The organism is Achromobacter pestifer (assembly GCF_013267355.1).
Classification (GTDB): Bacteria; Pseudomonadota; Gammaproteobacteria; order Burkholderiales; family Burkholderiaceae_B; genus Achromobacter; species Achromobacter pestifer_A.
The window spans coordinates 5999324-6020316 of record NZ_CP053985.1 but is presented as its reverse complement, the minus strand read 5'-3'; the positions used below and the strand labels follow the sequence as shown (position 1 = coordinate 6020316).

Here is a 20993-nt window from a genome sequence, read left to right as displayed (position 1 = left end):
CGGCGCTAGCGCGCCATCAGCTCCAGCAGGCGGTCCAGGCCGCCTTCGTCGATGGCTACATTGACCTCCTCGCGCACGGCCGGCTTGGCGCGGTAGCCCACCGACAGGCCCGCCGCGCGCATCATCGGCAGGTCGTTGGCGCCGTCGCCCACGGCGATGGCGCGCTCCGGTCCCACGCCCAGGGACGCGCACACTTCCAGCAGCTTGCGGCGCTTTTCCTCGCCGTCGCAGATATCGCCCCAAACTTGCGGCAGCAGCCGGCCGGTCAAGCGGCCGTCCACGATTTCCAGCACATTGGCGCGCACATCGTCCAGGCCCAGGCGCACCCGCAGCCGGTCGGTGAAGCAGGTGAAGCCGCCGGTCACCAGCAGGCAAGTCAGGCCCGCTGCTTTGCAGGCCGCGATCAGCGTCTCGGCGCCGGGATTGATGTGCACGCGCTGCTCATAGACCTCGTCCAGCGCCGCTTCCGGCATGCCTGCCAGCAACGCCACGCGCTCGCGCAGGCTCTGCTTGTAGTCCTTTGTTTCGCCGCGCATCGCGGCTTCCGTCAGCGCCGCCACCTCGGCCTTCTTGCCCATCAGGTCCGCCATTTCGTCCAGCGTCTCGATCGAGATCAGCGTGGAGTCCATGTCGAAGGCGATGAGCTTGTAGTCCGTGAGCGCCAGCGGAGGCGCAATGCCGCGCCAAAGCAGGCCGGGAATCGTGGAGGCGGAATGCATGAGGGATCCTTGGTCTATGCGGGATGTGAGGGGTCGCGGCCTTGCTCGCGCAACCACTCGATGAACATGAGCGCCGAGGCGGCGGCCGGGCCGTCCTGACGGTACAGCGCGTGGATCCCGGCGTTCGGCAGCTGCGGCCCGTCGAACAGCGGACGCAGGCGGTCGGCGCGGATGTCGTCGTCCAGCAGGCACCAGGGCGCCAGTGCGATGCCCAGGTCATTCATGGCGGCCTGCATGCACAGGAACTGGTGGTCGAACACCGGCCCCGGCAATTGCGCGGGCACGTCCACCTTGGCCAGCGCGAACCAACGCGGCCAGTGGTCCATGCCGCCCGCGATCTTCAGCAGCGGATGCCCCAAACAATCCGCGGGCGCCGCCAACCGGTTGCGCTCGATGAAGCGCGGCGACGCCACCGGCACGTGGAAATCGTCCAGGCAGTGCACACAGGCCAGGTCGGAGTGCGCCATGTAACCATGGCGGATCAGCACATCGCTGCCGGTGTCGCCGCCGCGGTCCAGGAAGGACCGCCCTTGCGTGGTGAGTTGCACGTCCACGCCGGGATGCCGCGCCTGGAACGCCGACAGGCGCGGGATCAGCCATTTCATGGTCAGGGACGGCGTGGCGCAGACGCGCAGCACGCCGCCGTAGGCGGGCGATTTCAGCTTGGCGGTCGCCGCCGCGATGCGCTCCAGGCTGGCCTGGATCTCGGGGAAATACGCCTGGGCGCAAGGCAGCAGCGCCACGCCGCGCGCCTCGCGCGCGAACAGGGGCTGCCCCACGTACTCTTCGAGTATGCGGATCTGCTGGCTGACCGCGCTGTGCGTGATGCTCAGTTCATCGGCGGCCGCGGTGAAACTGCGCAGACGCGCCGCGGCTTCGAACACGCGCAAGGCCTTGAGCGGCGGCAGGCTCTGCCCCGCCATCTCAGTTGCGGCCCGCCCGCGCGCCGGCCTGGCGCCGCGCTGTGCTGCTCTTTCCCACGTTTTCCCTTGTCGTCTATTTTTTATCGGCACGGCTTGCGCGCGCCTGACCTATCCAGCCGCATTCTAGGTGATAGCCCGGGCGCCGACCTCTTAGAAAAACTAACGACTACCCTTAAAAAACACCGCTGGTCGCGCGTGGCACCCGTTCCTATGATGCCCACAACCTCAGGCAGGAAGCAAAACATGGCATCAATCACCGTAGACGGCATCGTCAAGACTTTCGGCGGGCAGCAAGTCCTGCGCAATCTGTCCCTGCACATCCCCGACGGCGCGTTCTACACGCTGCTGGGACCCAGCGGCTGCGGCAAGACCACGCTGCTGCGCTGCATTGCCGGGTTCTATGCCCCCGACGGCGGGCGCCTGCTGTTCGACCAGGACGACGTGACCCACGTGTCCGCGCACCGCCGCGACATCGGCATGGTGTTCCAGGACTATGCGCTGTTCCCCGACAAGACCGCCTTCGACAACGTGGCCTACGGCCTGCGCGCCCGCGGCGTGGCGCGCGGCGAGATCACGCGGCGCGTCAACGAAGCGCTGGACAAGGTCGGGCTGCTGGCATTGGCCGACCGCTACCCCGCGCAGATGAGCGGCGGGCAGCGCCAGCGCGTGGCCCTGGCGCGCGCGCTGGTGATCCGGCCGCGCGTGCTGCTGATGGACGAACCGCTGTCCAACCTGGACGCCAAGATGCGCCTGCAGATGCGCGACGTGATCCTGGACCTGGTGCGCGAGGCCGGCATCACCACTGTATTCGTGACGCACGACCAGGAAGAAGCGCTGGCGATGTCGGACCGCATCGCCATCATGGACCGCGGCGACATCGCCCAGCTGGGCACGCCGGAAGAACTCTATGGCACGCCGGTCAACGCCTACGTGGCCGACTTCATCGGCTCGGCCAACGTGATCCCGGTGCCCGCCCGCAACGGCCAGGCCGGCGCGCCGGCCGGCCATGTGCGCTACGAAATCTGCGGCCTGGGCTTTGACGGCATGCAAGGCAGCGACCAGCTGGACGGCAAGGGCGTGCTGATCGCGCGCCCGGAAGAGCTGGCCCTGATGGCTCCAGCCCCCTACGTGCCCAACACCCTGCCCGGCAAGGTGCTGCGCCGGCAATACCTGGGCTTCAAGACGGCCTACCGGATCGCGCTGGACAACGGCTCCGAGATCCGCGTGGAGCTGCATGCCGGCAACATGGTGGCGCAGTTCCAGCCCGGTGAAGCCGTGCAGGTGCTGATCCCGGCCGACAGCCGCGTCGTCAACGCCTGAGGATGCGCCGACCATGAAAATCAAATGGTGGCCCTGGGGCGTGCTGACCGCAATCAGTCTGGTCCTGCTGTTGTTCTTCGTGCTTTACCCGCTGGGCGTGCTTTTCAGCAATAGCGTGACCGGGCAGGACGGCGGCTTCACGCTGGAAGGGTTCAAGGCCCTGCTGGCCGATACGCAATACGTGGAGGCATTCGGCAACACGCTGATCCTGGGCCTGGCGGTCACGACCTGCACGGTACTGGTAGGCGTGCCCTTCGCCTACATGGTGGCGCGCTTCGACTTTCCGCTGAAGAACCTGGTGGCGATCCTGCCGGTGCTGACCATCGTGATACCCGAGATCATCGTCGGCCAGTCCTGGCTGCTGATCCTGGGCAACAACGGCATCCTGACCAATCTGCTGGGCGACGCCGGCATCTCGCTGCCCTCGTTCTACGGCTGGACCGGCATGGTGTTCTCCATGACGCTGGTCTATTACACCTATATCTACCTGGGCGTGCTGGCGGCGCTGCGCGGCTTCGATGGGCAGTTGGAAGAGGCCGGCCTGAGCCTGGGCACGCCGCCGTTGTTGACCAAGCTGCGCGTGCTGGTGCCGGTGCTGCTGCCGGCGGTGCTGGTCAATGCGCTGGTGGTGTTCACGCTGGTGGTGGGCAACTTCGCGCTGGCCATGCTGCTGGGCAGCCGCGTGCCGCTGCTGTCCGTCATGACCTACAACACCTTCGTCAGCGAAATGGGCGGCAGCCCGACGTTGCAGAGCGCGATGTCGGTGGTGTCCATCGCCATCGTCGCCATCGTGCTGTTCTTCCAGAAGCGCGTGGTCGAGCGCAAGGTCTACACCATGACGCAAGGGCGCGCGCCAGCCGCTACCCGCGTGCGCTCCTGGACCGCCGTGCTCTACACCAGCGGCGTGGGCCTGATCATCTTCATTTCGATGCTGCCGCTGATTGTGGTCTTCATCGCCGCCTTCACCAAAACCAGCGGACCGGTCATGCAGTGGGGCCAATGGTCGCTGGCCAGCATGCAGCGCGCGCTGCACGGCGCGCCGGAGCCCATTCTGAACTCGCTCAAGTTCGCGTCCCTGGCCACGGTGCTGGGCGTGGCCTTCGCGGTGCTGGTGAGCTACCTGACGATCAAGAAGCGCAGCGCCTCGACCCAGGTGCTGGACTACATCGTGGTGCTGCCGCTGACCATCTCCGGCACCGTGCTGGGCATCGCGCTGGTGCAGACCTTCAACACCGGCTGGCTGGTGCTGGCGGGCACGTCGGGGATCATGGTGCTGTGCTACACGGTGCGGCGCCTGCCCTTCGCGGTGCGCAACGCCTCGTCGGTGCTGTTCAACATCCCCGAGTCGATCGAGGAAGCTTCGATCAGCCTGGGCGTGTCGCCGCTCATGACCTTCTTCAAGGTGATCCTGCCCGCCATGAAGGCGTCCATCATCTCGGCAGCCATCCTGATGTGGCTCACCACCATCTCCGAGCTGTCGGCTTCCATCGTCGCCTACAGCGGCGGCCTGGAGACCATGCCCATCGCCATCTTCCGCCAGGTCGACGGCGGCAGGCTGGGCATGGCGTCGGCCTACGGCGCGGCGCTGGTCACGGTCATCGTGCTGCCCATCATCGTGTCGGTCAAAGCGTTCCGCATCAAGCTGTTCTCCGGCAAATAACCCACTCGCACAGAGGCTAACCATGCAACTCAAGCACCTACTTCAGTACAGTGTCCTGGCCGCCGCCCTGGCCACCAGCGCCGCCCACGCCCAGAACGTCGTGCTCTATTCGTCCAACAACACGGAGACGATCGAAACCGCCCTGGACGCGGTGAAGCAGAAGTCGCCGAAATTGAACGTGCAGCCCGTCACCGGCGGCACCGGCACGATGATGAAGCGCATCGAGGCCGAGGCGCAGAACCCGCGCGGCGACCTGTTCTGGAGCGGCGGCTTCGGCACGCTGGGCGCCTACCGCCAGCACCTGCAGCCCTACCGCCCGGCCGATCTGGACAAGATCCCCACCGAGTTCCGCGGTCCGGACGACCTGTGGGTGGGCACCAACGTGCACGTCATGGTGATGATGGTCAACGAGCGCCAGCTCAAGGGCCTGCCCGCGCCGGCCACCTGGTCCGACCTGATGCAGCCGCAATGGAAGAACAAGTTCGCCATCACCGACCCGTCCAAGAGCGGCACGGCCTACATGCTGGTCTACGGCCTCTTCAAGCAATTCGGCCAGGAAGGCCTGGACAAGATCGCCGCCAACGCGGTGGTCACGGCGTCGTCCGGCACCACCTACAAGGGCGTGGCCGCGGGCGAGTACGCCGTGGGCATGACGCTGGAGTACGCCGCGCAGGAATACGTGGCCGGCGGCCAGAAGGAAATCAAGCTGGTCTACCCGACCGAGGGCAGCTACCTGGCGCCTGAAGGCATGTTCATCATCAAGGGCGCGAAGAACATGGACGCCGCCAAGGCGCTCTACGACGGCCTCTTGAGCAAGGAATCGCAGGAAGCCCAGCTGGTGAAGAACTTTCGCCGTCCGACGCGCACCGACGTGGCCGTGGCCAGCCTGACCACCCTGCCCGACCTGAAGACCATCAAGATCTTCCCGGTCAGCCAGGATGCGGCGGCGAAGGAGTATGAGGCAGTGGTGTCGGCCTGGAACCAGGCCGTGGCCAAGGCGAAATAGATAGGCCCCCACGCCGCGCCCCTTCGGGGCTAGCTGCCCCCCCGAGGGGGCTGGCCCACCTTGGGGTGGGCCGGCGGCGTCAGGCGCCGTTGACCATGCGTCCCGCCGCCAGCACCAGCTGACGCCCGCAACGGGCGGCCAGCTGCGGATCGTGGGTCACCAGCACCAGCGTGGTGCCGTGTTCCCGGTGCAGGTCGAACATCAGGTCGATGACCGTCACGCCCGTGGCGGCGTCCAGGCTGCCGGTGGGCTCATCGGCGAACAGCAGGTCGGGCTGCACCACGAAGGCGCGCGCCAGCGACACGCGCTGCTGTTCGCCGCCCGACAGGGTGCGCGGGTAGTGATGCAGGCGCTTGCCCAGCCCCACCCGCTCCAGCATGGCCTGCGCCGCGTCCCGCGCCGATTGCCCGGCCAGCTCCAGCGGCAGCATCACGTTTTCCAGCGCCGTCAGGTTGGGCAGCAGCTGGAATGACTGGAACACGAAGCCCACATGATTGGCGCGCAAGCGCGCGCGGCCGTCCTCGTCCAGCGAGAATAGGTCCTGTCCCGCCAGGCGCACGCTGCCCGCGCTGGGAACATCCAGGCCGGCCAGCAGTCCCAACAAGGTGGACTTGCCCGACCCCGAACTGCCGGTGATGGCTACGGCGCTGCCCGCCTCGACCGTAAAATCAATACCTTCCAGGATGGAGAGCGTGCCGCCGGCATCGGCCACCTGCTTGCCCAGCCCTTTCACCTCGATCGAATTCTTGTTATCCATGCGCCTATTTTCCCGTCTGCTACTCATGACCGCCATGGCGACCGCCATCGTGGCGCCCGCCCACGCTCAGACCGCGTCCGCGGCCCAGGGTTCCACGCCCCGCACGGTATTGGTCCTGGGCGATAGTCTGTCCGCCGAATACGGCATCAAGCGCGGCACCGGTTGGGTGCCGCTGCTTTCCGCCCGCGTAGCGGAACAATACCCCAAGTACCAGGTGGTCAACGCCAGCATCAGCGGCGACACGACCAGCGGCGGCGTGGCCCGCCTGCCTGCCCTGCTGCGCCAACATGCGCCGGCCGTGGTGGTGCTGGAGCTGGGCTCGAACGACGCGCTGCGCGGCCTGCCGCTGACCATGACCGAGCAGAACCTGCGCACCATGGCCCAGGCCGCCCGCAAGGCCGACGCGCAGGTCCTGATCGTCGGCATGCAGATTCCGCCCAATTACGGCCGGGACTACACCCAGCGCTTCGCCCAGGTCTTCCCCGCGGTCGCCAAAGACGAAAACGCCCGGCTCGTGCCCTTCCTGATGGAAGGTATCGCAACGAACCGGGCGATGTTCCAGGCTGACGGCATCCATCCGAACGAGGATGCCCAGCCTCTGCTGCTGGACAACGTGTGGCCGACGCTGCGGCCACTGTTGAACTGACTCTGGCTGATCAGCCGGCTGCCGGCTGATCGCCGCGGATGACCGTGGCGGCGGCGGGCAGCACCTGCACTTTGTACTCTTCACGCAGCATGCGCAGCATGGCTTCGTTTTCGGCCTGGCCCCAGGCGCCCGACAACTGCTGCGCCAGGCGTTCCTTGTCGGCCGGATCAACCGTGCCGGCCTCGACCTTCTCCAGGCGCGCCAGCGTGTAGTCCGAACCCGATTGCACGCCGGCATAGGCCGGCAGCGTGGCGGCGGGCAGGCGCATGACGGCGTCCAGCACCGGACGCGGCAGTTCCTTGGGATCCTGGCGCGACACGACCACCGGCGCGCCAAAGCCTTCCGGCGTGGCGGCGGGGTTGGCCCGGTCGGCGGCCAGCGCGGCCTCGCCGGCCTTCTTGGCGGCTTCGGCCGAACGCTCGTCCAGCAGCTTGGCGCGGATGGTGTCCGAAACCTTGTCCAGCGGCGGCACGTGGGCCGGCTCGACCGCGCCGACGCGCAGGGCCAGCATGGTGTCGGGCGACAGCTCGATCACGCCGGAGTTCTGCTTTTCGCGCAGCACATCGGGCGAGAACAGCACCTGGCGCACGCGCGGGTTGTCCAGCAGCGCGGCGTCGGGGCCGGCGGCGGCCGAGCCCGGGCCGGCCTTGTCGGCGGGCAGCAGGCCTTCGCGGGTCACGCCGGCGGCGGTGCGCAGCTTCAGGCCGACGGCGTCGGCGGCGGGCTGCAGGCTGTCGCGCTGGTCATAGACCTGCTTGTTCAGCTGGCTGGCCATTTCCGAGAAACGGACGGCGGCAAGCTGCTTGCGGACTTCGGCGGTGATCTGGTCCTTGACCTCGGCCAGCGGCTTGATGGCGGCGGGCTGGATCTCGGTGACCTTGACCACGTGCAGGCCGGACGGGGTTTCGATCACGCCGGACACCTGGTCCTTGGCCTGGCCGAAAATCGCCTTTTCCAGCGGACCGGTCAGCATGCCCGGAGCCAGCCAGCCCAGATCGCCGCCATTGGCGGCCGAGCCCGCGTCCTGCGAGTTCTTGCGCGCCAATTCGGCGAACTGCGCCGGGTCGGCGGCGGCCTGCTTGGCCAGGTCCTCGGCCTTGGCGCGCGCGGCCTTGCGGGCGTCTTCCGAAGCGCCGGGGGCCAGGGTGATCATGATGTGGCTGGCGCGGCGGCGTTCGGGCTGGCCGAAGCGGTTCTTGTTCTGCTCGTAGTAGGACGCCAGGTCCTCGTCCTTGACCTGCACGCCTTGCGTGGCGGCGGCCTCGTCCAGCACCACGTACTGAACCTGGACCTGTTCGGGAATCTGCAGCTGCTGCTTGTTGGCGTCGTACCAGGCCTGGATATCGGCCGGGCTGACGTTGACTTGCGAGCGGTAGTCGGCGGCGGCGAAGCGGCGCAGTTGCACCGTGCGCTGCTGCGTCAACGCCGTTTCCAGCGACGCCACGACTTCGCTGGGCGCGCGGGCCGACTGGCCAACGGGCTCCAGCACGCGCGCGACGGCGAGATCGCGGCGCAGGCCGGCTTCGAACGAGGTCGGCGACATGCCTTGCGCGGCCAGCACCTGGCGATAGCGCTCGGGCGAGAAGCGGCCGTTGTCCTGGACTTCAGGAATCGCGGCGATGGTGTTGCGCAGCGTTTCGTCGGACACCGAGAAGCGGTTGTCGACGGCGACGTTGGCCAGCAGGCGCTGATTGATCAGCTGATTGAGCAGGCCTTCGCGCAGCGCCGGCGTGTCGATGACGGCCGGATCGAACTGCGCGCCCAAGCGCTGGCGGAACTGCTCCAGCTGGTTGCGGTGCGCCTGGTCGAACTCGGCCCGCGACACGGGCTGGCCATTGACCGTGGCCAATTCAGGCTCGGCGCGCATGAAGCTGTCATAGCCTTGAATACCGACCAGAAAGAAGGACGGCACAATCAGAAGCAGCAGGATGAGCTGCATCCAGCGCCGATGGCTGCGAATAAATTCGAACATGGAATCCCTGTTGCCGCACCCCAGGCACACGCCCGAAGCCGCAAGAAAACGCATAAAAAAAGGCGAACCAGATTCGCCCTGTTCCCATACCGGTCAATACCGGATCAGCGGGCGGATTTTACCATTTCTCATTCGCCGCGCAGACCAGGAATCTTCCGCATGCCTTCCGGGACCGCCCCCCGGCTCCGGCGGCACGAAACCGGGGACCGAGTCAACCCGGGGAACCACCATTTCCAGGCCCTTGCGGCCCCCGTATCGTGGCCTGTCAGGGTAAGCCCGCATTACCCCGACGCCGCCCCGTATGGCTGCGCCCCCCCTTCCACGCACGCTCAGAGGTAAACACTGATGCCGTTCACATCTCCCCGCCTGCAACTCCTGCGCACCTGCATCGCCCTGGCCTTCGTCGGTGGCGCCCCCGCCGCGCTGGCCGCGCCCGTCGTCGCCGTCCACGAAGCCGCCCAAGCCCAGCAGCAAGGCATGCTCGACACCATGCGGGACTTGGTCGGCATCGAGTCGGGCAGCAAGGACGTAGAAGGCGTGGAGCGCATCGCCGTCCTGATCCGCGACCGGCTCAAGGCGCTGGGCGGGACCGTCGAAATCATCCAGCCCACCGACGTCTTCCGCCTGGACGACACGCCGGAGAAGGTCGGCCCCATGGTCCACGCCGAATTCAAAGGCCGGGGCCAGAAGAAGATCATGCTGATCGCCCACATGGACACGGTCTACCGCAACGGCATGCTCAAGGACCAGCCCTTCCGCGTCGACGGCGACAAGGCCTACGGCCTGGGCATCGCCGACGACAAGCATGGCGTGGCCGCCATCATCCATACCCTGACCCTGCTGCAGAAGCTGGGGTTCGAGGACTACGGCACCATTACCGTGCTGATCAACGGCGACGAGGAAATCAGCTCGCCCGGCGCGCGCAGCACCATCACCCGCATGGGCGCCGACCAGGACGCGGTGTTCTCGTTCGAAGGCGGCGGCGCGGAAGCCCGCCTGACCCTGGCCACCAGCGGCATCGGCGCGGCCTACCTGACCGTGCAGGGCAAGACCTCGCACGCGGGCGCGCGTCCGGAAGGCGGCGTCAACGCCCTGTATGAACTGGCGCACCAGCTGCTGCAGCTGGACAAGCTGTCCAAGCCCGAGGAAGGATTGAAGCTGAACTGGACCGTGGCCCAGGCCGGCACCAACCGCAACGTCATCCCCGGCCAGGCCACCGCCCAGGCCGACGCCCGCGCGCTGCGCGTCTCCGACTTCGACGCGCTGTCGCGCACCCTGGAAGAGCGCATACAGAAGAAACTGCTGCCCGAATCCAAGGTCAGCGTGAAGTTCGAGGTGCGCCGCCCGCCCCTGGAAGCCACGCCGGCCTCGCGCGCCCTGGCCCAGCACGGCGTGCAGATCTACAAGGAACTGGATCTGCCCATGAAGGTCGTGGACCGCGCCAGCGGCGGCGGCACCGACGCCGCCTTTGCTGCGCTCAAGGCGCGCGGCCCGGTGATCGAAGGCATGGGCCTGAGCGGCTTCGGCGCGCATTCCAACGACGCCGAGTACATCCAGATCAACAGCATCGTGCCGCGCCTGTACCTGGCTGCGCGGATGATCATGGACGTGTCGCGGGACAAGGCGCCCATGAAGTAGGCCCAAAGCCGGCCCGCAGTGCCGGCTGGCGCTGCCGGCCGGCCTGCTCCCTCCTGGAGAAGGAGTATCCTTGCAACCCTGACCAAAAGAACCCGAAGCAACACCCAAATGAGCGTAAAACTCCCCTCCTGGCCCTACTCCCGTTACATCGCGCACCGCGGCGGCGGCCGTCTGGCCCCGGAGAACACCCTGGCCGCCATGCGCGTGGGCGCCGAGCACGGCTTCACGATGTTCGAATACGACGTCAAGCTGAGCCGCGACAACGTGCTGGTGCTGATGCACGACGACGACGTGGACCGCACCTCCAACGGCCGCGGCCCCGCCGCCGCCAAGACCTACGCCGAGCTGGCCCAGCTGGATTTCGGCAGCTGGCATTCGGCCGCCTACGCCGGCGAGCCGCTGCCCACCTTCGCCGCCGTCGCCCGCTACACGGTCGCCAACGGCATCGCCAGCAACGTCGAGATCAAGCCCTGCCCGGGCCGCGAAGCCGAGACCGGCCGCGCCGTGGCGCTGGCCGCGCGCCAGCTGTGGCAAGGCGCGGCCGAAGCACCGCTGCTGTCCTCGTTCGCGGAAGAAGCGCTGCAGGCCGCGCTGGAAGCGGCTCCCGAACTGCCGCGCGCACTGCTGGTGGAGAAGGTTCCCGCCGATTGGCGCGAGCGCCTGGCCAAATATGAGTGCGTAGCCCTGAACATCAATCAGAAGGACGCCACCCGCGAACTGATAGCCGCCGTGCACGCCGCCGGCTACCGTATCGCGGCCTGGACCGTCAATGACCCGGAGCGCGCCCGCCTGCTGCTCGACTGGGGCATCGACGGCATTTTCACCGACGAGCTGGCCGCAATCCGGCCCGCCGCCTGAGGCAGAACGCCCGTGTTCAGTTACCGCCACGCCTTCCACGCCGGCAACCACGCCGACGTGCTCAAGCACGCCATCCTGATCCACACGCTGGATTACTTCAATAAAAAGGACGCGCCCTACTGGGTCGTGGACACCCATGCCGGCGCCGGGCTCTACAGCCTGGACAGCGACTGGGCCGCCAAGACCTCGGAATTCGCCGACGGCATCGGCCGCCTGTGGGAAGCCGAGAATCTGCCTCCGATCCTGGCCGACTATGTCGCGCGGATTCGCGCCTACAACACCAACGGCCGTCTCAAACGCTATCCCGGCTCGCCGTGGCTGGCGCTGGATGCGCTGCGCCCGTCGGACCGGCTGCGCCTGTTCGAGATGCACCCGACCGAGATCGATACCCTGGTCGCCAACCTGGAACACCAGGGCCGCGCCGCGCAGCGCCAGACCACCATCTACGGCGACGACGGTTTCGAGGGCGTCAAGGCGCTGCTGCCGCCGCCCACGCGCCGCGGCATGGTGCTGATCGACCCTTCGTACGAAGACAAGAACGACTACCGCCGCACGTTCGTCACCATCAAGGAATGCATCAAGCGCTTCGCCACCGGCACCTATGCCGTCTGGTACCCGCTGGTGCAGCGCCGCGAAGCCGGCGAAATGGCCCGCCACCTGGAAAATCTCAAGGTCAAGAGCTGGCTGCACGCCACGCTGACCGTCAAGAAGGCGACCATCGACGGCTACGGCCTGCATGGCAGCGGCATGTTCCTGATCAATCCGCCCTGGACGCTGCATGATGCCCTGAAGCAGGCCATGCCCTATCTCGCGCGCACGCTGGGACAGGATGAGCGGGCCGGCTTCACGCTGCAGTTCCGCGAAAATCCGTTCCCGGTGCCGAAGAAACAGTCGGACGACTGATCCGGTGCAAAAGCAAAAAGGCCACGATGTTTCGTGGCCTTTTTGTCGGGGTCGCAGGATTCCCCGGGCGTTCAAGCCGTCTCGCTCTCCGGCTCTTCGCGCCGCAGCGCTTCCTGCGCCCGGGCCAGCTTGGCCGCCGCGTCGCGCAGCGCGGTGCGCAGGCCTTCCTCGATCACGGGGTGATAGAACGGCATTTCCAGCATGCGCGCCACGGTCAGCTCCTGCTGCACGGCCCAGGCCAGCAGGTGGCCGATATGCTCGGCGCTGGGGCCGACCATTTCAGCGCCCAGGAAGCGGCCCGACTCGATGTCGGCATAGACGTGCAGCATGCCGCGGTTCTTCAGCATGACGCGCGAGCGGCCCTGGTCGCTGAAGTCCACTTCGCCGGTCACGAAGGTACCTGGGACCAGCCGCGCATGGCCCTGCCCCGCCATGGCGATCTGCGGGTCCGAGAACACCACCGCCAGCGGCGCGCGGCGCAAGCCCTTGCGCACTTCCGGATAGCGGGCCGCGTTCTCGCCGGCGATGCGGCCTTCGTCGGCGGCTTCGTGCAGCAGCGGCGCATCGGCATTGGCGTCGCCCGCGATGAAGATAGGCGCATCGCCCGCTTGCATGGTTTCGCGGTCGAACCGCGGCACGCCGTGCTTGTCCAGTTGCAGCGAGGTGTTTTCCAGCCCCAGCCCGTCCACGTTGGCGCGGCGGCCCGTGGCCACCAGCGCGTAGTCGAAGCGTTCGGTACGCTCGGTATTGTCCAGCGCCACGTAACGCACTTCCACTTCGTCGCCGACTCGGGTCGTTTCAAGCACGCGGGCGTCCGGATCCAGATAGAACTCGCGCTGGAAGATCTTGCGGGCCGTATTGCGCACCTGCGGATCGCTGATGCCGGCCAGGCTGCCGCTGACGCCGAACACGCGCACCTCCACGCCCAGGCGCGCCAGCGCCTGGCCCAGTTCCAGCCCGATCACGCCTGGACCGAACACGGCCACGCGACCGGGCAGATCGTCCCAGGCGAACACGTCGTCGTTCAGCACCAGCCGGTCGCCCAGCGCGCGGAACGGCGGCGGCACGGAGGGCCGCGAACCGGTGGCGATCACCACGCGGGACGCATGCACCTCGGTGTGCTCGTCCACTTGCAGCACTGTGTCGGACACGAAGCGCGCATAGCCGCGCAGCTTGTCTTCGGCGGGGATGCTCTCCACGCCTTCCAGCACGAAGCCGACAAAGCGGTCACGTTCGCGCTTGACGCGGTCCATCACTTCGACGCCGTCGACCGTGATCTCGCCGCCTACATGCACGCCGAACGGCTCGGTATGGGCCGCGCCGTGGGCCGCTTCGGCGGCGGCGATCAGCAGCTTGGACGGCATGCAGCCGACGCGGGCGCAGGTGGTGCCATAGGGACCGCCTTCGATCAGCAGCGCGCGCAGGCCCGCGGCACGGGCGGCGCGGTAGGCGGCCAGGCCGGCCGTGCCGGCGCCGATGACAGCGATATCGGTATGCAGAGTTTTCATGACTGGGTATCCCCCGATGTGGCGTGGAGCAAATGATTCAAAGACGGGTTCCGCCTTGTTGCGCACCCTCAGGACGTAAGCCGTCCCGCAGCGCCCGCGAGGGGCCGCGCGCAAAGGTGCGTAAAAAGGGAAACTCGTGAGGGGTGCAGCGGGCGGCGAACCGCCGCTGCGCCCTGCCCGACCCCGGGGCGAACCCGGGACCGGGAGCGTTGCGAACGCTTAGGCGAAGTGCGCCTTCAGGTCTTCCAGCCCGCCGATCAGCGCGCCGTTGATGAACACCTGCGGAGCGGTGCCCTTACCCGAGACGGCGCCGATCACGCGGCCGCGGACCTTGTTTTCCAGCGGGATCTCGATCGGGGCGTAGCCCTTGGCATCCAGCAGCGCCTTGGCTTCCACGCAGAACGGGCAGCCCGGCTTGGAGAACACGACCACCTGGTCGGGCTTCTTGGCCGACGGGGCGAAGTAAGCCAGCATGGTGTCGGCGTCCGACACTTCAAACGGATCGCCTTCCTTTTCCGGTTCGATGAACATCTTCTGGACCACGCCGTCCTTGACCAGCATGGAATAGCGCCAGCTGCGCTTGCCGAAGCCCAGGTCGCTCTTGTCGACCAGCATGCCCATGCCTTCGGTGAACTCGCCGTTGCCGTCGGGCAGCAACGTGATGTTGGCCGATTCCTGCTCCTTGGCCCATTCGTTCATGACGAAGGTGTCGTTGACCGAGACGCAGACGATGCTGTCCACGCCGGCGGCGAAGAACGCGGGAGCCAGTTCGTTGTAGCGCGGCAGGTGGGTCGACGAGCAGGTCGGCGTGAAGGCGCCGGGCAGGGAAAAGACCACGACGGTCTTGTTCTTGAACAGGTCGTCGGACGTCACCTTCTTCCAGGTGTTGTCCTCACGGACCGGGAACGTTACGTTCGGAACACGTTGGCCTTCGCGGTTTTGCAGCATTCAAATCTCTCCTTGGGGTAGCGGGGTTGTTTGATTAACCACCATGGAAAGAATGATAAATCCTTGCTATCAATTATTCAAATTTAATAAATTTAATGAATCGATAGGTTTTGGCAATGAAGAAATTGCCAACGCGAGGCCAGACCTATCATAGCCTGGCCCCGCGCATTGGGGAGTTACACCGGCTGCGGCTGGTAGCCGGCGTCGCGGATCGCGTCTTCGATCTTGTCGGCGTCATCGGCCCCGGTCACGGTCACGCGGTGCGTGGGCAGGTCGATCGTGACAGTCGCGCCCGGCGCGGCCTGGTTCACCGCGGCAGTGATGGTCTTGGCGCAATGGCCGCAGGTCATGTCAGCCACTTGGAACTCGATGCTCATAGTTATCTCCATAGGATTCAAGGGTGATGGACTGCGTTTCGTCCACCATGGAAAGAAGCTTAAACCTTCCTATAATGGTAAGGTCAAGCATAGAATCGCACTCAGGCTAACAGGAGCAGAGCAATGAATATCGGAGAGGCATCAAAGAGTTCCGGCATTTCCGCCAAGATGATCCGCTACTACGAAAGCATCGGCCTCATCAGCCCCGCCGGGCGCACGGATTCCGGCTACCGCGTGTATAGCGACCACGACCTGCATACGCTGCATTTCGTGCGCCGCGCGCGCGACCTGGGTTTTTCGGTGGAACAGATGAATGAACTGCTGGCACTGTGGAAGGACCGCAGCCGCGCCAGCGCCGACGTCAAGCGCATCGCGCTGGAACACGTGCAAGAACTGGAACGCAAGGCCGAGGCGCTGCGCGACATGGCAGCCACCCTGAAACATCTGGCCGAGCACTGCCAGGGCAACGAGCGGCCGGACTGCCCGATACTGGAAGGCCTGGGCTGCAAACACTGAAGCGGCCCAGGCCCTTCCTGCGGCGTCAGTCCTGCGCTTCGGCCGCAACCTTGGCGTGATAGGCGTCGGTGGCGGCCTGCTTGGCGGCCGCCTTCTCGGCGGCGGCCGCGGCCTTGGCCTCTTCCGCGGCTGCCGCTTCCGCCGCGGCCTGGATGGCGCGCTGGCGGGCGCGTTCACGCACGATCTGGATGCCTTCGGCGTCCAGCGATTCGAACACCGCGATGGATTCCACATGGCCCGTGTGCGGGAACATGTTGATCACGCCCGCGCTCTTGAGCACATAACCGCCTTCATGCACCATGATGGCCGCATCGCGCGCCAGCGTGGCCGGATTACAGGACACGTAGACGATCCGCACGGGACGCTCGTGCGCCTCCAATAGCGACAGGGCCTGCGCCACCGCATGCGCGCCTTCGCGCGGCGGATCGATCAGCATGCGGTCGAAATAGCCCAGGCCGCGCAACCAGTCCACGTCCACCTCGAACAGGTTCAGGGTGGCGAAGCTGGTGCGATCGCCCAGGCCGTGGCGGGATGCCGCGTCGAAAGCGCGGTCGGTCAGCGCCTTGCTGCCTTCCACGCCGACCGCCTCCTTGCCCTGCGTCGCCAGCGGCAACGTGAAGTTGCCCAGGCCGCAGAACAGGTCGGCCACGCGGTCGGTAGTCTGCACTTCCAGCAGTTTCAGCGCGCGCGACACCATGGCGCGGTTGATGGCATGGTTGACCTGCGTGAAATCGGTGGGCCGGTACGGCATGCGCAGGCCGAACTCCGGCATGGTGTAGGCCAGCGCGTCGCCGTGCTCGCGTTCCAGCGGATGCACGGTTTCCGGGCCCTTGGACTGCAGCCACCACTGCACATTGTGCTTGGCGGCGAAGGCGCGCAGGATGGCGACGTCGTCATCGGTCAGCGGCAGCAGGTGGCGCAGGACCAGCGCGGTCACGCCCTCGCCCAGCGACACCTCGATCTGCGGCATGCGGTCCGGCGCGGACATGGAGCCGATCATTTCGCGCAAGGGAATCAGCAGGTCGCTGACGTGGCGCGGCAGCACATGGCATTCGCGCATATCGGCCACATAGCTGCTCTTGCGCTCGTGGAAACCGACCAGCACGCCGCCCTTTTTGGGCACCACGCGCACCGACAGGCGGGCGCGGTAGCGGTAGCCCCAGGTCGGACCTTGCAGCGGCGCCAGGATGCGCGCCGGGCGCAGTTTGCCGACATGCCAGAAGGTGTCTTCCAGCGACCGCTGCTTGATGGCCACCTGCGTGCTGGGCTCCAGGTGCTGCATGGCACAGCCGCCACAGACGCCGAAATGCGGGCAGCGCGGCACCACCCGCTGCGACGACGGCCGCAGCACCTCGTCCACGCGCGCGATCTCGTAGGACGGCTTGCGGCGCAGCGTAACCGTGGTGACCCGTTCGCCCGGCAAGGCGCCTTCCACGAAAACGACTTTCCCGTCGCGGCGGGCGATACCCCTGGCTTCCAGGTCCAGGGATTCAATACTCAAAACGTCAGACATCTCACGCAGTCCAGAAGAATTACACGCAACCTTCTATTGTAGAAGGACTGTGGCCAATCCTGGAAATGGGCATGTGGGGCCGGAACGTTTCTCCAATGAAAAAAGGGCTTGCCGCGGGCAGCGGATGTCGCTGGCCCGGCAAGCCCAAAGCCGGCGCTGTCAGGCGCCGCCACGGATATCGGTCAGAACGCGCGCGCCACCGAGAAGACCGCGCCCAGTCGGCCCGAGGGATGGCCGTACTTGGTCGGCAGCCAGTTGTCCTTGGTCGCGCCCACCGCGGCCAGGCCCAGGATCCAGCCTTTCAGGTCCTTGGTCACGCCGACCTTGTAGTCGACGTAGTGGCCGATGGAATCGCCGTCCATATTGGTCTGGTTCTTGAGCTTCTGGTAGCCCAGGTGGCCGACCAGACCCCAGCCGTCGCCCAGGTCGAAGTTGGCCGTGCCGTCCAGGTACCAGGTGCCCTTGCTGTCCGGCGTGCTGAAGAAGTCGCTGGGTGTGTAGGAGTACTTGAGGCTGTAGTTGCCGTAGGACGCGCCCAGATAGACGTCGGTGTTGTTGTAATTGCCGCCCTTGGGCGAGCTGGAGCCCGGGTAGTAGTAATGCAGCACGCCCGCGTCCAGCGTGAAGCCGCCGCCCACGTCGCCCTTCCAGCCGCCATAGAAATCCATTTCCAGGTTGCCGTCGGTGAAGACGAAGTCGGAGACGTTGGAGTTCCAGTTGCCCAGGTAGAAGCCGGAACTGTGGGTCAGGTCGAAGCCCAGCTGCACGGCGGGCCGGAAGTCGGTCTGCGAATAACCGCGGAAACGGTAGTCGCTGACGATGGCGGCGTTGCCGCTGAGCGAGAATCCGCCGCCCAGGTCGGTGGGTTCGGCCTGCGCCGTCGCGGCGAAACAAGCGGCGAACGCAAAAGGCACGGCTAGCAACGTCTTCTTCATGGTGCGGAGTCCTGATCGGATTTGTCGAGTAGGTAGATGGCCGAGGCGCATCACTAGGACCGGCGGTGCAGCGTTTGAAACCGGTTCTTCCTTCATCAAGCAATGTCCGTGCCAGGTCTGGCGCGGGTTGAGACGGCCGCGCACGCGCCAAGACGCCGCCCGCCACGCACCAGGACGGTGCAGCCGCAGGTCCGCGCGCACGCACTCATGCGCCATGACGGGGAGTCCGCAGCGCACGGGTTCGCCCTGGCCTGGGCCTCACGGCAAGCCGCGACGCCCAATGAAAAACCCCGGCACGCGGCTACGTGTCCGGGGTTGCTTGCCTGAGCCGGCCGGAATGGCCGGCCGCGGCGCTTAGTTGGCCGCAGGCTTGGCCGGCGCGGCGGGCGTGGCCGGTGCGGCCGCACCGGGCGCTTCGGCGCGGCCCTTGCCATGGCGCCCTTCCATCCGGGCGTGGCGCTCCTGCATGCGGTCCTGGCGCTCCTTGACGAACTTGGTCACCTGGCCGCGTTGGGTCTCGTTCAGGCTGTCCCAGACGGCCAGCCACTGGTCGCGCACCTGCTTGGCCTGGGGACCGAAGGCCTCACGCGATTTTTCGGACTGCTCGACCAGCGCGCGGGGATCCAGCTTGCCGCTGTCCAGTTGCGCCTTCAGCAGGTCGTGGCGCTTGCCGCCGGAGGCGCGCATGGCTTCGTGCAGGCTGCGCTGGCCGTCCTGCGCGGTCTTGAACAAAGCCTGCTGCTTGTCGTCCAGCTTCAGCTCGGCGACCTGAGCCTTGGTCACGGGACCCAGGCCCGGAACGAAGAGGCCGTCGCGCATGCCTTTGTGGAAGCCGCCGCGCTGGCCGTCGTGCATGGCGGCGGGACCGCCGTCACCGGCGGGAGGAGGCGCAGCCATGACGGAGCCGGCCACCAGGCCGCCCGTCGCGGCGACAAATGCAAGAGCGGCCAAATTGGAGCGGATAGCGAATCGGGACATGTAGGTCTCCTGAAAGTGAAGAAAGCGAGGCCATTGTGCGATTGCGCCGGTTTCATCCGGGTTTCGTCCGCGCAAGCAATGTTTCAGTCGATTGCGCCAGCGCCAGATGCACGAACGGGGCCGCGCGGGCCCCGTTGCATCCTGCTGGCCGGAAGACGGATCTTCCGGCGGCCGGCGTGTTCAGTTGGCGTCCCAGGCCGCCATGTATTCCTTCCAGTGCGGCGCATCGCTGGCGCTGAGGGTATCGCGCACGAGCGCGATTTCCGCGTCATAGGAAGTACGGTCGAGTTCGCCGCGCAGAAAACGGAAACGGCAATACACCAGCCAGGTGTTGACCACGTCCGTTTCGCAATAGGCCCGCACCTCGTCGGCGCGGCCCTGGCTCCAGGCTTCCCATACCTTGCTGCCGTCCATGCCCAGCTTGCCGGGAAAGCCGCAAAGCTTGGCCAGTTCGTCCAGCGGCGCGTTGGCGCGGCCGTTGTACTTGGCCAGCAGGTCCATCAGGTCCAGGTGGCGGGAGTGGTAGCGCGAGATGTAGTTGTTGAACTTGAAATCGCGGTCTTCCTCGCCCATGTCCCAGTAGCGCGGCGCAGGCACGCCCTGGATCAGGCTGCGGTAATGCAGCACCGGCAGGTCGAAGCCGGAACCGTTCCAGCTCACGAGCTTGGGCGTGTAGCGCTCGATGGTCTTGAAGAAGCCCGCCAGCAAGGCGGCTTCGGGATCGTCGGGCTGGCCCAGGGTCTTGACGCGAAAGCCCTGGTCGTCGCGGAACACACAGCCCACCACCGCCACCTTGTGCAGATGCAGCGGCAGGAAATCATGGCCCACGGCTTCGCGGCGCGCGGTCAGCGCGCGCTCAACCACTTCCTGGTCCGGGACCTCGGGGCCCCAGCCGTTGAGCTTGCGCAGCCCGTCGGCGTCGGGGATGGTTTCCAGGTCGAATACCAGGGTGGGCGTCATTTGGCGGGCAGGTATTGCATCGGGTCCACCGGCTGGCCTTGGCGGCGGATTTCGAAGTGCAGGCGCGGCGACGTGGTGTCGCTTTGGCCGAGTTCGGCGATCTTGGCGCCGCGCTTGACCGTCTGGCCCGTCTTCACCAAGACCGCGCGGTTATGCGCGTAAGCGGTGATGAAGCCGTTCTGGTGCTCGACGATGATCAGGTTGCCCAGGCCGCGCACGCCGTTGCCGCTGTACTTGACCAGCCCGTCCGCCGCGGCGGTGACCGGATCGCCCAGCGCGCCGGCGATGTCGATGCCCTTGCTGCTGTTGTTGAAGCCCTGCACGATCTGCCCGCTGGCGGGCCAGGCCCAATTGATGACAGCCGCGTCGGCCGCGCGCGTGGCGGGCTTGGTTTCAACCGGCGCGGTGGGCGGCGGCGTGGTGGTTTCGGTGGTGGGCGGCGGCAGGGTTTCCGGCTGGTCCAGCGGACGCGGCTGCGGCTTGACGGCTGCGACCGGCGCGGTCTGCGCCCCGCCGCCGGCGCTGCCGGACATCTTCAGGACCTGACCGACCGAAATCTGGTTGGGGTCGCTGAGGTTGTTCCAGCGCTTGACGTTCTCGATGTCCACATTGTTGGCGCGGGCGATCTTGTAGAGCGTGTCGCCCGGCTTCACGACATAGCTGCCGCCGGGTTGGGTCGCCGGCGCGGGTTGCCCGCCGGTCATGTCGACCACCGGGGCGCGAGTACCTTTCGAAGCGCAGCCGGCCAGGATGGACAGGCTGAGAGCCCCCGCGATGAAGAGCGGGCGGCGCAGGCGCGTCAAAGACGCGCCCAGGGTGATATCGGTCAGTTGCAACTGCCCGTTGAGCATACGTT

20 protein-coding genes are annotated in these 20993 nt (G+C 66.7%); 8 read left to right on the top strand and 12 right to left on the bottom strand.

The annotated features are described in order from the left end of the window. Nucleotides 1-5: 5 nt before the first annotated feature. Both serB and FOC84_RS28455 read right to left on the bottom strand, forming a co-directional pair. On the bottom strand, nt 6-719 hold the full coding sequence (serB, locus tag FOC84_RS28460) for a phosphoserine phosphatase SerB (protein ID WP_173148182.1): 714 nt from the start codon (nt 717-719) through the stop codon (nt 6-8). A gap of 14 nt (nt 720-733) precedes the next feature. Next, a complete protein-coding gene (locus tag FOC84_RS28455) occupies nt 734-1642 on the bottom strand; it encodes a LysR substrate-binding domain-containing protein (protein ID WP_173148180.1) in 909 nt (302 codons plus the stop codon). A gap of 243 nt (nt 1643-1885) precedes the next feature. On the opposite strand from FOC84_RS28455, the gene FOC84_RS28450 reads away from it, so the two are divergent. The 3 genes from FOC84_RS28450 to FOC84_RS28440 are packed head-to-tail and all read left to right on the top strand — an operon-like array spanning nt 1886 to nt 5628. Then, nucleotides 1886-2962: an ABC transporter ATP-binding protein gene (locus FOC84_RS28450; protein ID WP_173148178.1), complete on the top strand. Its 1077-nt coding sequence runs from the start codon at nt 1886-1888 to the stop codon at nt 2960-2962. A 13-nt stretch (nt 2963-2975) separates the two neighbouring features. Further along, complete coding sequence (locus FOC84_RS28445) at nt 2976-4622, top strand: ABC transporter permease (protein ID WP_173148176.1); 1647 nt, start codon at nt 2976-2978, stop codon at nt 4620-4622. A 22-nt stretch (nt 4623-4644) separates the two neighbouring features. Beyond that, the gene (locus tag FOC84_RS28440; protein ID WP_173148174.1) at nt 4645-5628 is read left to right on the top strand and encodes an ABC transporter substrate-binding protein; all 984 of its coding nucleotides are present in this window, start codon (nt 4645-4647) and stop codon (nt 5626-5628) included. 79 nt (nt 5629-5707) lie between these two features. Here the strand turns inward: FOC84_RS28440 and FOC84_RS28435 are convergent, their stop codons facing one another. Next, a complete protein-coding gene (locus tag FOC84_RS28435; protein ID WP_054454006.1) occupies nt 5708-6385 on the bottom strand; it encodes an ABC transporter ATP-binding protein in 678 nt (225 codons plus the stop codon). Here FOC84_RS28435 and FOC84_RS28430 point away from each other — a divergent pair. Next, the gene (locus FOC84_RS28430) at nt 6384-7031 is read left to right on the top strand and encodes an arylesterase (RefSeq protein ID WP_173148172.1); all 648 of its coding nucleotides are present in this window, start codon (nt 6384-6386) and stop codon (nt 7029-7031) included. The genes FOC84_RS28435 and FOC84_RS28430 overlap by 2 nt on opposite strands. Before the next feature lie 10 nt (nt 7032-7041). On the opposite strand, the gene FOC84_RS28425 is transcribed toward FOC84_RS28430, so the two are convergent. Then, on the bottom strand, nt 7042-9003 hold the full coding sequence (locus FOC84_RS28425) for a SurA N-terminal domain-containing protein (protein ID WP_173148170.1): 1962 nt from the start codon (nt 9001-9003) through the stop codon (nt 7042-7044). Between the two features lie 345 nt (nt 9004-9348). Here FOC84_RS28425 and FOC84_RS28420 point away from each other — a divergent pair, with 345 nt between their 5' ends. The 3 genes from FOC84_RS28420 to FOC84_RS28410 all read left to right on the top strand — a co-directional run bounded on the left by FOC84_RS28420 (nt 9349) and on the right by FOC84_RS28410 (nt 12402). Beyond that, nucleotides 9349-10641: a M20/M25/M40 family metallo-hydrolase gene (locus FOC84_RS28420; protein WP_173148168.1), complete on the top strand. Its 1293-nt coding sequence runs from the start codon at nt 9349-9351 to the stop codon at nt 10639-10641. 108 nt (nt 10642-10749) lie between these two features. Next, complete coding sequence (ugpQ, locus tag FOC84_RS28415; RefSeq protein ID WP_173148165.1) at nt 10750-11499, top strand: glycerophosphodiester phosphodiesterase; 750 nt, start codon at nt 10750-10752, stop codon at nt 11497-11499. 12 nt (nt 11500-11511) lie between these two features. Then, a complete protein-coding gene (locus FOC84_RS28410; protein ID WP_173148163.1) occupies nt 11512-12402 on the top strand; it encodes a 23S rRNA (adenine(2030)-N(6))-methyltransferase RlmJ in 891 nt (296 codons plus the stop codon). A 71-nt stretch (nt 12403-12473) separates the two neighbouring features. Here the strand turns inward: FOC84_RS28410 and FOC84_RS28405 are convergent, their stop codons facing one another. From FOC84_RS28405 to FOC84_RS28395, 3 genes are all read right to left on the bottom strand, one after another. Next, nucleotides 12474-13910 (bottom strand): dihydrolipoyl dehydrogenase, encoded by a 1437-nt coding sequence (locus FOC84_RS28405; protein WP_173148161.1) that lies wholly within the window; start codon nt 13908-13910, stop codon nt 12474-12476. Nucleotides 13911-14129: 219 nt separating this feature from the next. Continuing rightward, nucleotides 14130-14858, bottom strand: coding sequence for a glutathione peroxidase (locus FOC84_RS28400; RefSeq protein WP_173148158.1), 729 nt, complete (start codon nt 14856-14858; stop codon nt 14130-14132). Between the two features lie 176 nt (nt 14859-15034). After that, entirely contained in the window at nt 15035-15235 is a 201-nt protein-coding gene (locus tag FOC84_RS28395; protein WP_173148156.1) for a heavy-metal-associated domain-containing protein, read from the bottom strand. Between the two features lie 123 nt (nt 15236-15358). Here FOC84_RS28395 and cueR point away from each other — a divergent pair, with 123 nt between their 5' ends. Further along, complete coding sequence (gene cueR / locus FOC84_RS28390) at nt 15359-15751, top strand: Cu(I)-responsive transcriptional regulator (RefSeq protein WP_173148154.1); 393 nt, start codon at nt 15359-15361, stop codon at nt 15749-15751. Nucleotides 15752-15776: 25 nt separating this feature from the next. Here cueR and rlmD read toward each other — a convergent pair whose 3' ends face one another. The 5 genes from rlmD to FOC84_RS28365 all read right to left on the bottom strand — a co-directional run bounded on the left by rlmD (nt 15777) and on the right by FOC84_RS28365 (nt 20988). Then, on the bottom strand, nt 15777-17264 hold the full coding sequence (gene rlmD / locus FOC84_RS28385) for a 23S rRNA (uracil(1939)-C(5))-methyltransferase RlmD (protein ID WP_173148152.1): 1488 nt from the start codon (nt 17262-17264) through the stop codon (nt 15777-15779). 182 nt (nt 17265-17446) lie between these two features. Next, the gene (locus FOC84_RS28380; RefSeq protein ID WP_173148150.1) at nt 17447-18199 is read right to left on the bottom strand and encodes a TorF family putative porin; all 753 of its coding nucleotides are present in this window, start codon (nt 18197-18199) and stop codon (nt 17447-17449) included. 354 nt (nt 18200-18553) lie between these two features. Further along, on the bottom strand, nt 18554-19177 hold the full coding sequence (locus tag FOC84_RS28375; RefSeq protein ID WP_173148147.1) for a hypothetical protein: 624 nt from the start codon (nt 19175-19177) through the stop codon (nt 18554-18556). A gap of 180 nt (nt 19178-19357) precedes the next feature. Then, on the bottom strand, nt 19358-20137 hold the full coding sequence (locus FOC84_RS28370) for a 3'-5' exonuclease (RefSeq protein ID WP_173148145.1): 780 nt from the start codon (nt 20135-20137) through the stop codon (nt 19358-19360). After that, a complete protein-coding gene (locus FOC84_RS28365) occupies nt 20134-20988 on the bottom strand; it encodes a peptidoglycan DD-metalloendopeptidase family protein (RefSeq protein ID WP_173148143.1) in 855 nt (284 codons plus the stop codon). Before FOC84_RS28365 ends, FOC84_RS28370 begins: the two co-directional genes overlap by 4 nt. Nucleotides 20989-20993 lie beyond the last annotated feature (5 nt).